The following is a 12,827-nucleotide window of genomic DNA, read 5'->3' as shown; positions in this document are numbered from 1 at the left end:
GATAATGTGTTCGCCAAAACGCAGAAATCTTTGAATTGCCGCATGTCATGAAAGCTGGTATGAGCAGCCCATGATCAGGATGACAGACCGCAAGGATGCCCGTTTCGTAAGGGCCTTCGTTCTGCAGGACCACAAGCGCCTGCCGAGCCGTTTCTTTGCGATGATTTCCGGCGCCTTGAACGCCCGACTTAGCTGATCGCGCTGAATTCCAGCGGCGACGGTTCCGTCGCCCATGCCTGCTATACCAATCAGAACAGGGTTCAAACGATCATGAGCAAAGCCCGCACGCTGTACGACAAAATCTGGGACGATCATCTGGTGGATCAACAGGATGACGGTACCTGTCTTCTCTATATCGACCGTCATCTCGTGCATGAGGTGACGTCGCCGCAGGCCTTTGAAGGGCTGCGGATTGCCGGCCGCAAGGTTCATGCGCCGCAAAAGACGCTGGCTGTTGTCGACCATAATGTTCCGACCACGCCCGATCGCGTCAATGGCATCAAGAACGAGGAAAGCCGCATTCAGGTGGCAGCCCTTGCCAGCAATGCCGCTGAATTCGGCGTTGAATATTATTCGGAGAAGGACAAGCGTCAGGGGATCGTCCACATCGTCGGGCCGGAACAGGGTTTCACCCTGCCGGGCATGACGATTGTCTGTGGCGATAGCCATACCTCGACCCATGGCGCCTTCGGTGCGCTTGCGCACGGTATCGGCACTTCCGAAGTTGAACATGTGCTGGCGACCCAGACGCTGATCCAGAAGAAGGCCAAGAACATGCTGGTGCGTGTCGATGGCCAGCTGCCGGAAGGCGTGACGGCCAAGGATATCATTCTTGCCATCATTGGCGAGATCGGGACCGCTGGCGGCACGGGCCACGTGATTGAATTTGCCGGTGAGGCGATCCGTTCGCTTTCGATGGAAGGCCGCATGACCGTCTGTAACATGACGATCGAAGGCGGTGCCCGCGCTGGTCTAATCGCGCCTGACGAGAAGACTTTCGACTATATCAAGTCGCGTCCGCGCGCGCCGAAGGGAGAGGCGCTGGAGCGTGCGATTGCCTACTGGTCGTCGCTCGTCTCCGACGAGGGCGCTGAATATGATCGTGTCGTCGTTCTCGATGCCGCAAATCTGCCGCCGATCGTGACCTGGGGATCGTCGCCGGAGGACGTCGTCTCGGTAACCGCGACCGTGCCGAACCCGGATGATATCGCCGATGAGACCAAGCGGGCTTCGAAGTGGCGGGCGCTGAAATATATGGGGCTCGAGCCAGGCACGAAAATGACGGATGTCGCTGTTGATCGCGTCTTCATCGGTTCCTGCACCAATGGCCGTATCGAGGATTTGCGCGCAGCCGCTGCCGTTGCCAAGGGCAAGAAGGTTGCCGAAACGGTCAACGCCATGATTGTTCCGGGCTCCGGACTGGTCAAGGAACAGGCGGAAGCCGAAGGCCTCGACAAAATCTTCCTCGAAGCCGGTTTTGAATGGCGCGAGCCGGGCTGTTCCATGTGTCTGGCAATGAATGACGACCGGCTGAAGCCGGAAGAGCGTTGCGCCTCGACGTCGAACCGCAATTTCGAAGGCCGTCAAGGCTATAAGGGGCGTACCCATCTGGTTTCGCCGGCGATGGCGGCGGCCGCAGCGATTGCGGGTCATTTCGTCGATATTCGCGACTGGGCCTGATGGCTCCGGCTTCGTTCGAAAGGACTTAACGGATACGGCGGTTGCGCTATAGTCGCAGCCGCCGTTTCTTTTGATATTGACGAACAGGGCTATCCGGGGAGGAAACAGAATGCAATTCGTGCGGCTGAACGCGGTCACGCTTCACTATCGCCTGCATGGCGATCCGGCGCAAAAGCCGCTGATCGTGCTGATCAATTCGCTCGGAACCGATCTCAGGCTCTGGGATTACATGATCCCTTATCTTGCCGAGCACTTTTCCTTCCTCACCTATGACAAGCGCGGGCATGGGCTTTCGGATCTCGGTGAGACGCCGCAGTCGATTGATGACCATGCCGACGATCTGATCGCGCTGCTCGATCACCTGTCCCTGAAGCCGGCATTTGTCTGTGGGCTTTCGGTCGGAGGCCTCATCGCCCATGCGCTCTGGGCCAGGCGTCCGGACCTGGTGCCGGGGCTGGTCCTGTCCAACACCGCATCGAAAATCGGCACGCAGCAAAGCTGGAACGAGCGCATTTCGCTGTTGAACCGTGAAGGCATTGCCGGTCTGGTCGATGTCACCATGGAGCGCTGGTTTACTGCGGCCTTCCGCAGGCCCGACAATGCAGTGATTGCGGGGCTGTCGAACATGCTGGTGCGCCAGTCGCTGAAAGGTTATGTCGCCACCTGCGCGGCGATCCGTGACGCTGATTACCGGGATGTGGCGCCGACCATTACCGTCCCTGTTCTCTGCCTCGTTGGCGATGAGGATAGTTCAACACCGCCGGAGGTGGTTAAGGAAACCGCCAATGCGATACCGGGTGCAGCCTTTACCGTGATTGCGGGCGCCGGGCATATCCCCTGCGTCGAGCGGCCTGAATTCTATGCCGGACTTCTTGTCGATTTCGCAAAGCGTCATGATCTGGCGGGTTGAAGCACTGAACTTCGCAATTGCAACAAGACGTGCCGTCCTACTTGCGTAAATCGCCTCATTGGCGCAAGTTACGCGTTAACAAGACTGCGCCATGGAAAGCGGCGCAAAAGGGTCCAACGCAATGCCTTGAGGCATTTGCGGCGTGGTGGCGGGTGTGAGGCCGGTCATTCATGCCGAACTTCATGAATGATCGTATTTTCCATGAGCTATTCTGCCTTTGACCATCCTGTTCTGTCCGGTCTCGTCGGTGACGATGAAGTTGCCGCCTGCTTCAGCTTTGATGCGGAAGTGAAGGCGATGCTGGCTTTCGAGGCGGCCCTTGCCGAGGCTGAGGCGCGTGTCGGCGCAATCCCGCAGGACGCCGCGGACCGTATTGCCGCAGTCTGTGCCGGCTTTGCACCCGATATCGGTTCGCTCAGGCAGGCGACGAGCCGAGACGGCATCGTCGTGCCGGATCTGGTGCGCCAGCTCAGGCTGGCCGTTGGCGGCGATGCGGCAGCCTATGTCCATTTCGGTGCCACCAGCCAGGACGTGATCGATACGTCGTTGATGATGCGGCTGTCGACGGTGTCCTCGCTGTTTCTCGACCGGCTCGATCATCTGTTCCAGCGCATTGATACGCTGGATGCCCGCTTTGGCGCCAATCAGCTGATGGCGCGCACCCGCATGCAGCCCGCATTGCCGATCACCGTTTCGGACAGGTTGCGGTCCTGGCGCGAGCCGGTTCTTTATCTGCGCCAGTTCCTGCTCCGTCTGGATGGCCAGCTTTTTGCCGTGCAGTTCGGTGGCGCGGCGGGTACGCTCGACAAATTGCCGGAACAGGGCGTGGAAGTCCGCGCAACCCTGGCAGATCTCCTCGGCCTTATCGATGCGCCGCAATGGCAGAACCAGCGCAATGTGCTGGCAGAATTTGCGTCCTGCATGTCGCAGATCAGCGGCAATCTTGGCAAATTCGGCCTGGATATCGCCCTTCTGGCGGAAATGGGGGATGAAATTGAACTGATCGAAGGCGGTGAATCCTCCGATATCGAGGGCAAGCGCAATCCGGTTGCCGCCGAAGTTTTAGTGTCGCTGGCCCGTTTCAACGCTGCCAATCTCTCGGCGATGCATACCGCACTGGTGCATGAACAGGAGCGTTCCGGCGCTGCCTGGACCTTGGAATGGCTGACCCTGCCGCAAATGGTCGCAGCCGCAGCCGGTTCGCTGATGCTGGCCGACAAGCTCTGCACGCGGATCAAGCATCTGGGCAAGGCGTGAATTTTCGGCCCGCATGAAACTGTGACAATGTGCGGGTTGTTCAATCTTGCTGCAACTGATTGAAACAATTCTGCTTGTGAAGTTGCGGCAATTCGATCAACAATCGCATTATGACAAGTTGGAAGCCCAATCCCCGCCTGATCCGTCGTCCCGCCTATCTTTCGCTCGCAGAGCAGATTTCCGGCGCAATCCGTGATGGCCTGCTGATCAACGGCATGCGGCTTCCGCCACAAAGGCAGATGGCGGCGGACCTGAAGATTTCGGTGCAGACCGTCAGTCGCGCCTATGAAGAACTCACGCGGCGCGGACTTCTGACCGGTGAGGTTGGACGCGGTTCCTATGTCCGGGCGCAGTCCCGTGAGCCCGAACAGCTCCACATGTATGAGCGCAATGGTGATCTGGTCGATCTGTCGATCTTAAAGCCGGTCTGCGAAAGCCGCAGTCTGGCGAAGTTTTCGGCCGCCTTTTCGGCGCTTGGGGCGGATATGCCCCCCGAACTGGCCTTTTCGATGATGCCGAATGCGCTGTTCAACCGCTACCGCCTTGTCGGGGCCAACTGGCTGGCCGCCTGCGGACTGAAGGCGCCGCCGCAATGTATCACGGTGACCAATGGCGCGAGCGAAGGCATTACAGCGGCCATGATGGGGGTTGCGCCGCCCGGTTCGGTCGTGGCGGCAGAGGAACTGACCCACCCGATGTTGAAACCGCTTTCGAGCTATCTCGGCTTCGATCTCGAACCTTTGCCGATGGATGAGGAAGGGCTGATTCCCGAAGCGCTTGATCAGGCGGCAGGGCGTAAGCGTCTGCGGGCGGTTTTCGTCCAGCCCTCGGTTGCCGGTCCCTATGCGGCGCTGATGAGTGCGCCACGCCGCCGGGCCATCACCGCGATTGCCCGCCGGCGCGATTTTGCCATCATCGAAAATGATGTTCTTGGTCCGTTGATCGAGAACCGCCAGCCGCCGCTGGCAGCCTTTGCGCCAGAGCGTACGCTTTATATCACCGATTTTTCCAAGAACACGATCCCGGGCCTCAGGACGGGATTCCTGGCCGCGCCGCCACGTTATGCGGCAGCCGTTGCCAACCGGCATCTGGCGACCAACTGGATCGCCACTCCGGCCATTGCCGAAATTGCCAGCCGCTGGATTGTCGATGGTACGGCGATGGAGCTGATCAATTGGCAGCGCATGGCGCTGAAGCGCCGTCATGGCATTGCTGCTGCTGCATTGCGAGGCGTGGATTACCGCACCAGTCCGGGGGCATTGCATCTCTGGCTGCCGCTGCCCTCCGGCATGCGCGAAGAGGCTTTCGTTCAGGCTGCACGCGCGCGTGGTGTCATCGTTGCTCCCGGTTCTACCTTCCATGTCGGCCGCCTGCCGATGGAACACGCCGCCGTCAGGATCTCGCTTTCGGCAACGACCGAACTTGATCTGACGTCGTCTCTCGGCATGCTTGCCAGCATGTTGCGGGAAAGGACCAATGCCCGCAAGGCGATGGCGTGACCATGATGGATAGGGACACGATCCCGATTTCGCTGACGGTGCCGTCGGCTTTCCACGGTCCGGATGGGGCAGGGCACACGGAGCGTGTCATTGCCGCAGAGGCGGCGATTGCCATGTCCTATCGCGGATCGAGCCATGCCGTCATGATGGCGACACCATCCGATCTTGAGGATTTTGCCGTCGGTTTCAGCCTGACAGAGGGGATTATCGACCATCCAGACGAGATCACCGGGATAGAGGTGCTGGCTTTTGAGGCCGGGATCGAACTGCAGATTTCGCTTGCCGATGAACCAGGCGATGCCTTTGTCCGGCGCAGGCGGTCTATGGCGGGGCCGGTTGGCTGCGGGCTGTGCGGTCTGGAATCGCTGGATGCAGCCATGCGGAGCGTGCCTGCTGTCGCCGAAAAGGGTCTCCGGCTGACTGAGGCTGACATCCACCGGGCGGTCGATGGGCTTTCCGCACTTCAGCCGCTGTTTGCCGAAACGCGCGCTGTGCATGGGGCGGGCTTCTTCCATCCCGACCACGGCATTGTCATGGTTCGTGAGGATGTCGGGCGGCACAACGCACTCGACAAGCTCATTGGTGGCATGGCCCGCGGCAGCATTTCTGCCGCCAATGGTGCAATCGTGGTGACGTCACGCCTTTCCGTCGAAATGGTACAGAAGGCCGCCATTTGCGGCGCACCGGTACTGATCGCCATTTCGGCGCCGACGGCGCTTGCAATCGAGACGGCCGAAAATGCCGGGATCACGCTTGTGGCGATTGCCCGGCGCGACGGTTTTTCCGTCTTCACCCGTGCTGAACGGATCGTGTAAGGACCGGCCGACATCAGTCCGGCCGGTCCTATGCCCTCTGATTACGCCACAAGTTTCATCGCCTTGCGGCGCATGCCTTCAGCATTGGCGGCCTTCAGCGCTGCGACTACGCGTTCGGGCGTCACGTCGCCATCGATATTGTGGATCGTCTCACCCTCGGTGCAGGCCAGCTTCGCGACGGCCATGAGGTCGGCGTCGCTGGCGTCACCGATACCGATATCGGCGAGCGTTGTCGGCAGGCCGATCGCCTCGCAGAAACCAAAGACCTCGTTGATCACGCTTTGCGGCCGGCCGGTAAGGAAGAGCAGAGCCTCTGTGCCGATTGCCACCTTTTCGCCATGCCAGAAGCTGTGCGTTCCGTGAAGTGCCGTCAGCCCGTTATGGATCGCGTGGGCGCCGGAAAGGCCGCCGCTTTCAAAGCCGAGGCCTGAGAGCAGCGTGTTGGCTTCGACAATCCGTTCGAATTCGGGCGTGACGATCTTCTGCGAGGCGGCAGCCTTGGCGGCCGGTCCGTCGGCGAGAAGCGTGTCGTAGCACATGCGCGCCAGGCCGATCGCGGTGGCAGAGCCTGGCCGGCCGGTCATATTGGCAGCACCGGAGATGCGGCAGTCATCGGCTTCAAAGAAGGTCGACAGCGCATCGCCCATCCCGGCGACCAGAAGGCGCACCGGCGCACCGATGATAATCTTGGTGTCGACCAGAACCACGTCGGGATTATGCGGTAAGAGCAGATAGCGCTTGAAGGCGCCCTCCTGGGTGTAGATCACCGACAGGGCACTGCAGGGTGCATCGGTGGAGGCAAGCGTCGGGGCGATGACCACCGGGACTTTTGCCTGATGGGCAACGGCCTTGGCGGTATCGAGCGCCTTGCCGCCGCCAATGCCGACGATGACATTGGCACCGGCCGCACCGACCAGCTTGCCGATCCGCTCTATTTCCTCATCCGAGCATTCGCCCTTGAACATTTCCGTGGTGATGGCGGCCCTGTCATCGCTTTTCACATAAGCACCGACAAAGGTGGCAACACCCTGATCGACAATGGCCAATGCCTTGCTGCCCAGGCGGGCAATTTCTTCCGTCAGATGCTCAAGCGCACCGGCGCCCTGAACATAGCGGCTGGGGAATATAGTGGTGGAAATCATCTTACGCCTTCCTTTCTGCCCCCGGTTTGAGTGGCAAGCGGGATGGGCGGTGGCGTTTCTCGTCGGCCTCATCCCTCCCTAAAGAAAGGGCTTTGTCATGCCGATTTCAAGAGCGACAAAAGGTGAAGTTTTTCAAAGGATTTGCTGGTGCGAATGCGTATGGAGGCGCGACAATTGATGTTTGCCAGAAAATCGCTCAGCTGTGCCTGAAAGATTCCGCTTTCGTCTGTTTGCTTATCTTTCTGATGTCAAAAAGCTGGACCATGCGATCGATCCCGCTAAACTTTGATCAAAGGGGTTGCCTTGTTGTCGTTTAAATCTGCCACAAACCGGGAAGGGCCCGAACGCCGCGATCATATGACGGATGAACTGTCGCTGCTGATCGATGCCGCGCGCCAGAGCCCGCTGCTCGCTCCCATTCTGGAGAACTGGGCGCTTGTGGATCTGCCGCATTGTTGGCTTGTGGCCGGTGCTTTGGCGCAGACATTGTGGAACCGAATGTTCGGCTTCGAAGCGGGGCATGGCATTGCTGATATCGATATTGTCTATTTCGATCCGGATGATCTGTCCGAGCGGGGCGAGGCGCGTCATGCGGCCCGGATTCGCGAGGCCTTTGCCGGCATCCCCGCCTGGATCGACGTCAAGAACGAGGCACGGGTGCATTTATGGTATGCAAGCCGCTTCGGTTACGAGATTGCCCCCTATCAGTCTGTGAGCGATGCAATCGCGACCTTTCCGACGACAGCGACAACGGTTGCCCTGCGACCTGCTGATGGCGGCGGCTTCGAGCATGAAGCACCATTCGGGCTTGGCGATCTGGTGTCCGGCATCGTCCGGCCAAACAAGACACAGGTTTCGCGGACGGTCTATGAGCATAAGTCCGAACGCTGGCAGGCCTTATGGCCGGAGCTGAAAGTCATGGACTGGGATGCATGAAAAAGGGCGCCCATGGGGCGCCCGTTTCAAATTCAGAAGCCTTGTGCGGCCGATCAGCTGGCGGCGCGGGCCTTTTCAAAACGCTTGCGCTCATTGCTGTCGAGGTAGAGCTTGCGCAGGCGGATCGACTTCGGCGTCACTTCCATCAGCTCGTCATCCTGGATCCAGGAAAGCGCACGGTCCAGCGTCATGCGGATCGGCGGCGTCAGCTTCACCGCTTCGTCCTTGCCGGCCGAGCGGATATTGGTGAGCTGCTTGCCCTTCAGCACGTTGACTTCGAGATCATTGTCGCGCGAGTGGATGCCGACGATCATGCCGGTGTAAACCTTGTCGCCGGGCTCGATGATCATCGGGCCGCGATCTTCCAGGTTGAACATGGCATAAGCCACGGCTTCGCCTGCCTGGTTCGACAGCAGAACGCCGTTGACGCGGCCACCGATCTCACCCTTATAGGGCTGGTAGTCGTGGAACAGGCGGTTCATGATCGCCGTGCCGCGCGTATCGGTCAGAAGTTCCGACTGGTAGCCGATCAAACCACGGGTCGGCGCATAGAAGACCATGCGGACGCGGTTGCCGCCCGAAGGACGCAGTTCGACCATCTCGCCCTTGCGCTCGGACATCTTCTGCACGACGATACCGGAATGTTCCTCATCGACGTCGATGACGACTTCTTCCATCGGCTCCATCAGTGTACCGTTTTCATCTTTGTGCATGACGACGCGCGGACGCGATACAGCCAGTTCAAAGCCTTCACGGCGCATGGTTTCGATCAGAACGGCGAGCTGCAATTCGCCACGGCCGGAGACGTAGAAGCTGTCCTTGCCTTCTGCCTCTTCGATCTTCAGCGCGACATTGCCTTCGGCTTCCTTCAGCAGACGGTCGCGGATAACGCGGCTCGTCACCTTGTCGCCTTCAGTACCGGCAAGCGGGCTGTCATTGACGAGGAAGGACATGGTCACTGTCGGCGGATCGATCGGCTGGGCATGCAGCGGTTCGCTGACCGAGGGGTCGCAGAACGTATCGGCAACCGTGCCCTTGGACAGGCCGGCGATTGCAACGATGTCGCCCGCATGGGCTTCATCGATCGGCTGGCGCTCGATGCCGCGGAAGGCGAGGATCTTGGAAATACGGCCGGTTTCAACCGTCTTGCCATCTGCGTTCAGAACCTTGATCGCCTGGTTCGGCTTGATCGAACCGGAATGGATGCGGCCGGTGATGATGCGACCGAGGAAGTTGTTGGCTTCCAGAAGCGTGCCGATCATGCGGAAGGCGCCGTCTTCGTCGCCGACGCTGGGAGCCGGAACGTGATCGACAACGAGGTCAAGAAGCGGGCCGAGGCCCTGATCCGTCGGACCTTCCGGCGAGGTGTTCATCCAGCCGGCACGGCCCGAGCCATAGAGGATGTGGAAATCGAGCTGCTCGTCGGTCGCGTCAAGATTGGCGAAAAGGTCGAAAACCTCGTTGACCACTTCTTCCGCACGGGCATCCGGGCGGTCGATCTTGTTGATGGCGACGATCGGCTTCAGGCCAACCTTCAGCGCCTTGCCGACGACAAATTTCGTCTGCGGCATCGGGCCTTCGGCAGCGTCCACCAGAACGATGGCGCCGTCCACCATAGACAGGATGCGCTCGACCTCACCGCCGAAATCGGCGTGGCCGGGTGTGTCGACGATGTTGATGCGTGTGCCTTTCCAGACAACCGAAGTTGCCTTGGCAAGGATCGTGATACCACGTTCCTTTTCCAGGTCATTGGAATCCATGACGCGTTCGTCGACGCGCTGGTTCTCGCGGAAGGAACCGGACTGTTTCAGAAGTTCATCGACAAGGGTCGTCTTGCCATGGTCAACATGCGCGATGATCGCGATATTGCGGATAGCCATAAATGTATCTCTGGGGCTGGGGCGCAGTCACATTGGGAGGAGGCGCCAGTTGCTCTTGGGCCTGCTCATACACACATTTTGATAAAAACAAAAGAGCGAGTTTGCCATCAGCAGACATGCTTGACGTGCAAGGCAGCGCAAATGCGGCTGAAAAGCCTCAGCTGAAGCCCAGAAGTCGGGCACCCTGATAGAAAATAAACGCGACCAGCCAGGCATAGATCAGCGAGGTTATCAGCGTGAATGCCGTGAAGCGCCATGACCGGCTTTCGGATTTCACCGTTGCGACCGTGGTGAGGCACGGCGTGTAGAGTAGGCAGAACAGACAGAAGGAATAGGCCGCGACCGGCGACACCGTGATGGCGATCTGATGCGCCACCAGCCCGGACGACATGGCGTAGATGGTTGACAGCGAGCCGATCACCACTTCCTTGGCAATGAAACCGAAGATCAGCGCCAGCGTCAGATAGGGGTTGACGCCGATGGGCGCCATGACGGGCTGCAGCAGTTCGCCCAGCTTGCCGCCCCAGGTATCAAGTCCTGTGGCATCCGTCGGGAAATTGGTGAGAAACCAGACCGCAATGGTGCCGACAATGATGAACCGGGTAGCGCGGCGCAGGAACTCACGCAGTTCACCATAGCCGCGCAGCCAGACCTGGCGCAGCGTTGGCACACGGTAGGGCGGCAGTTCCAGCACAAAGGGCTCGGTGTTCTTGAACTGTTTCGAGCGCGAGAAGATTGCGGCGGCGAGAAAAGCCGAGGCAAAGCTGATGACATAGAAGGAAAACAGCACCAGCGGGCCATGAGCGGGCGGGAAAACAGCAGCAATGATGAAGACGAATACCGCCAGCCGCGCCGAACAGAGCGAAAAGGGGATGATCAGCATCGACAACAAGCGGAGCGGCTGTGAGCGCATCACCCGTGTGCCCATCAGGGCCGGCACATTGCAGCCAAAACCCATCATCTGCATGACGAAGGCGCGGCCATCGAGCCCGATCCGCCCCATCCAGGCATCCATCAGATAGGCAGCACGGGAGAGATAGCCACTGTCTTCGACGGCTGCCATGCAGAAGAAGAACAGCATGATCAGCGGCACGAAGGAGGCAACTGTGGCAACGCCGAGCCAGATGCCGTTGACAACGAAATTCTCAAGCCAGGCAGGCCCCAGATGGAGCACCGGCTCCAGCATATGCGCCTGGATCCAGTCGGTGAGGGTGCCGACCACGCCTTGCGAGGGCAGGCCAATCGACCAGATGAGGTAAAAAATGCCGAGCATGACAGCGAAGAAGAGCGGCAGCCCCAAAATGGGGTTCAAAAGCACGCGATCAAGCTTTTCCGTCAGCGTCTTTGGCGGCGTCTCGGGATAGGTGACAACGCCATCAAGCGTGTCCCGCAGGGTTTCCTCGGTAATCAGCGTTGCCCGCAGTGTTTCATAATCGGCCATAACCGGGGGCAGCCCGGCGCGGCCCGCCAGAACCGCGCTGACGCTGGCCATGGCGGCCGGATAGCCTTCACCATATTTTGCGCTGATCAGGTGGGCCGGCATGCCAAGGCGTTCAGACAGGCCGTCCGAATCAATGCTGATGGCATTCTTGCGTGCCTCGTCAGCCATGTTGAGCATGACGACAGCGGGCAATTTCAGACGCGCAATCTGCAGCGGCATCAGCACCTGCCGGTCAATCTGGCTGGCATTGACGACCACGATCACCATGTCGACGGGATAGGTCTTCAGGAATTCCGCGACGATGGTCTCGTCTTCGGAATAGCCTTCCAGATCATAAATGCCTGGCAGATCGACGATTTCCACGGTCTGACCGCCAAGCTTCACCCGCGCATTGGACAGGCTGACCGTGATACCCGGCCAGTTGCCGACATAGGCATTGGCGCCGGTGATGCGGTTATAGAGCATCGATTTGCCGGTATTGGGCTGGCCCAGAACGGCAATGCGTGGCACGTCATTTTCGGAGAGGTTGGCTTCGGCAGGCGAACAATGTGACATGGCTATTCCGATGATGCATCTGTCGGACAATAGCCTATCGCAAACGTGCCGTCAGCGGATTGGCTTGCCTCAAAGGGTGGCCGCCCTGTTGTTTGTTGTCGCATGTTGTAGAAAGGCCCGCTTGGCATCGGGCGTTGCGTGACTATTTTTCGCTTCTGCGCACCCGCACCATAGCGGCTTCGGAACGACGGATGGCGATCTCGGTTGTCCGGCCGGCGCGCACAACAAGCGGACCACCGAACCAGCCACGGCGGAGCATCGAGACTTCATGACTTGCAGAAAGCCCGAGTGCCTTCAAGCGGTTGGAAAGGCCGATTTCGCAGGTGCCACTGTCGACAATCTCTACAATGCCGCTTTCGCCCGGCTCGAGCATATCGAGAGAAATGATGCGTCCCTCAAGGGCGGTTGCCATGGCAGGATTGTTTAGCATGGGCAGTTCCAGTCCTGGAAATCTTCTGGCTGCGCTATTTGAAAGGCTTTGTGCGCTTCAAACTGGTGCCAGATCCACCTGTTTAAATCTTCCTCCGATCTATGACACTTTTAGTGAAAAGGCGCAACAGACTTAACTATTTGCAGAAGCTTTTTATAACCGTATGATATTTTAGAATTATTCCATTTCTATTTTTCGACAACCGTCTTGTTGTGCAACGAAAGAGGCCGCCGGACTGCCCCGGCGGCCTCGTAAACATTTTTATCGCATATCCTGCACGCA

General features: G+C 59.2%; 11 protein-coding genes. 7 read left to right on the top strand and 4 right to left on the bottom strand.

Annotated features, from left to right (window positions below):
* Window positions 1-70: 70 nt before the first annotated feature.
* From FJU08_RS23200 to fdhD, 6 genes are all read left to right on the top strand, one after another.
* Window positions 71-196 (top strand): hypothetical protein, encoded by a 126-nt coding sequence (locus FJU08_RS23200; RefSeq protein WP_268932134.1) that lies wholly within the window; start codon window positions 71-73, stop codon window positions 194-196.
* 74 nt (window positions 197-270) lie between these two features.
* Window positions 271-1,680 carry a 3-isopropylmalate dehydratase large subunit gene (gene leuC, locus FJU08_RS09795; RefSeq protein ID WP_141148815.1) on the top strand — a complete coding sequence of 470 codons (1,410 nt, stop codon included), beginning with the start codon at window positions 271-273 and terminating at the stop codon, window positions 1,678-1,680.
* A gap of 109 nt (window positions 1,681-1,789) precedes the next feature.
* Complete coding sequence (gene pcaD, locus FJU08_RS09790; protein WP_141148814.1) at window positions 1,790-2,590, top strand: 3-oxoadipate enol-lactonase; 801 nt, start codon at window positions 1,790-1,792, stop codon at window positions 2,588-2,590.
* A gap of 201 nt (window positions 2,591-2,791) precedes the next feature.
* Window positions 2,792-3,847 carry a 3-carboxy-cis,cis-muconate cycloisomerase gene (locus tag FJU08_RS09785; protein WP_141149031.1) on the top strand — a complete coding sequence of 352 codons (1,056 nt, stop codon included), beginning with the start codon at window positions 2,792-2,794 and terminating at the stop codon, window positions 3,845-3,847.
* Window positions 3,848-3,957: 110 nt separating this feature from the next.
* Window positions 3,958-5,346 carry a MocR-like ectoine utilization transcription factor EhuR gene (ehuR, locus tag FJU08_RS09780; RefSeq protein WP_141148813.1) on the top strand — a complete coding sequence of 463 codons (1,389 nt, stop codon included), beginning with the start codon at window positions 3,958-3,960 and terminating at the stop codon, window positions 5,344-5,346.
* 2 nt (window positions 5,347-5,348) lie between these two features.
* Window positions 5,349-6,161 carry a formate dehydrogenase accessory sulfurtransferase FdhD gene (gene fdhD / locus FJU08_RS09775; protein ID WP_141149030.1) on the top strand — a complete coding sequence of 271 codons (813 nt, stop codon included), beginning with the start codon at window positions 5,349-5,351 and terminating at the stop codon, window positions 6,159-6,161.
* A gap of 41 nt (window positions 6,162-6,202) precedes the next feature.
* Here fdhD and FJU08_RS09770 read toward each other — a convergent pair whose 3' ends face one another.
* A complete protein-coding gene (locus tag FJU08_RS09770; protein WP_141148812.1) occupies window positions 6,203-7,303 on the bottom strand; it encodes a glycerol dehydrogenase in 1,101 nt (366 codons plus the stop codon).
* 306 nt (window positions 7,304-7,609) lie between these two features.
* On the opposite strand from FJU08_RS09770, the gene FJU08_RS09765 reads away from it, so the two are divergent.
* Complete coding sequence (locus tag FJU08_RS09765) at window positions 7,610-8,239, top strand: nucleotidyltransferase family protein (protein ID WP_328592410.1); 630 nt, start codon at window positions 7,610-7,612, stop codon at window positions 8,237-8,239.
* 53 nt (window positions 8,240-8,292) lie between these two features.
* Here the strand turns inward: FJU08_RS09765 and typA are convergent, their stop codons facing one another.
* The 3 genes from typA to FJU08_RS09750 all read right to left on the bottom strand — a co-directional run bounded on the left by typA (window position 8,293) and on the right by FJU08_RS09750 (window position 12,545).
* Window positions 8,293-10,119 carry a translational GTPase TypA gene (gene typA, locus FJU08_RS09760; RefSeq protein WP_141148810.1) on the bottom strand — a complete coding sequence of 609 codons (1,827 nt, stop codon included), beginning with the start codon at window positions 10,117-10,119 and terminating at the stop codon, window positions 8,293-8,295.
* Between the two features lie 157 nt (window positions 10,120-10,276).
* Complete coding sequence (gene feoB, locus FJU08_RS09755; protein ID WP_141148809.1) at window positions 10,277-12,115, bottom strand: ferrous iron transport protein B; 1,839 nt, start codon at window positions 12,113-12,115, stop codon at window positions 10,277-10,279.
* Between the two features lie 142 nt (window positions 12,116-12,257).
* Window positions 12,258-12,545: a FeoA family protein gene (locus FJU08_RS09750; protein WP_210245219.1), complete on the bottom strand. Its 288-nt coding sequence runs from the start codon at window positions 12,543-12,545 to the stop codon at window positions 12,258-12,260.
* Window positions 12,546-12,827 lie beyond the last annotated feature (282 nt).

The organism is Martelella alba (genome assembly GCF_006516955.1).
GTDB classification, from domain to species: domain Bacteria; phylum Pseudomonadota; class Alphaproteobacteria; order Rhizobiales; family Rhizobiaceae; genus Martelella; species Martelella alba.
The sequence above is the reverse complement of the archived record's forward strand: the minus strand, read 5'-3'. Positions and strand labels throughout refer to the sequence as shown.

What these genes read in the sequence shown, in the direction of transcription:
- FJU08_RS09785 (WP_141149031.1), top strand. Translation starts at nt 2,792, where the DNA reads ATGAGCTATTCTGCCTTTGACCATCCTGTTCTGTCCGGTCTCGTCGGT.
- pcaD (WP_141148814.1), top strand. Translation starts at nt 1,790, where the DNA reads ATGCAATTCGTGCGGCTGAACGCGGTCACGCTTCACTATCGCCTGCAT.
- FJU08_RS23200 (WP_268932134.1), top strand. Translation starts at nt 71, where the DNA reads ATGATCAGGATGACAGACCGCAAGGATGCCCGTTTCGTAAGGGCCTTC.
- leuC (WP_141148815.1), top strand. Translation starts at nt 271, where the DNA reads ATGAGCAAAGCCCGCACGCTGTACGACAAAATCTGGGACGATCATCTG.
- ehuR (WP_141148813.1), top strand. Translation starts at nt 3,958, where the DNA reads ATGACAAGTTGGAAGCCCAATCCCCGCCTGATCCGTCGTCCCGCCTAT.
- FJU08_RS09770 (WP_141148812.1), bottom strand. Translation starts at nt 7,303, where the DNA reads ATGATTTCCACCACTATATTCCCCAGCCGCTATGTTCAGGGCGCCGGT.
- feoB (WP_141148809.1), bottom strand. Translation starts at nt 12,115, where the DNA reads ATGTCACATTGTTCGCCTGCCGAAGCCAACCTCTCCGAAAATGACGTG.
- typA (WP_141148810.1), bottom strand. Translation starts at nt 10,119, where the DNA reads ATGGCTATCCGCAATATCGCGATCATCGCGCATGTTGACCATGGCAAG.
- fdhD (WP_141149030.1), top strand. Translation starts at nt 5,349, where the DNA reads ATGATGGATAGGGACACGATCCCGATTTCGCTGACGGTGCCGTCGGCT.
- FJU08_RS09750 (WP_210245219.1), bottom strand. Translation starts at nt 12,545, where the DNA reads ATGCTAAACAATCCTGCCATGGCAACCGCCCTTGAGGGACGCATCATT.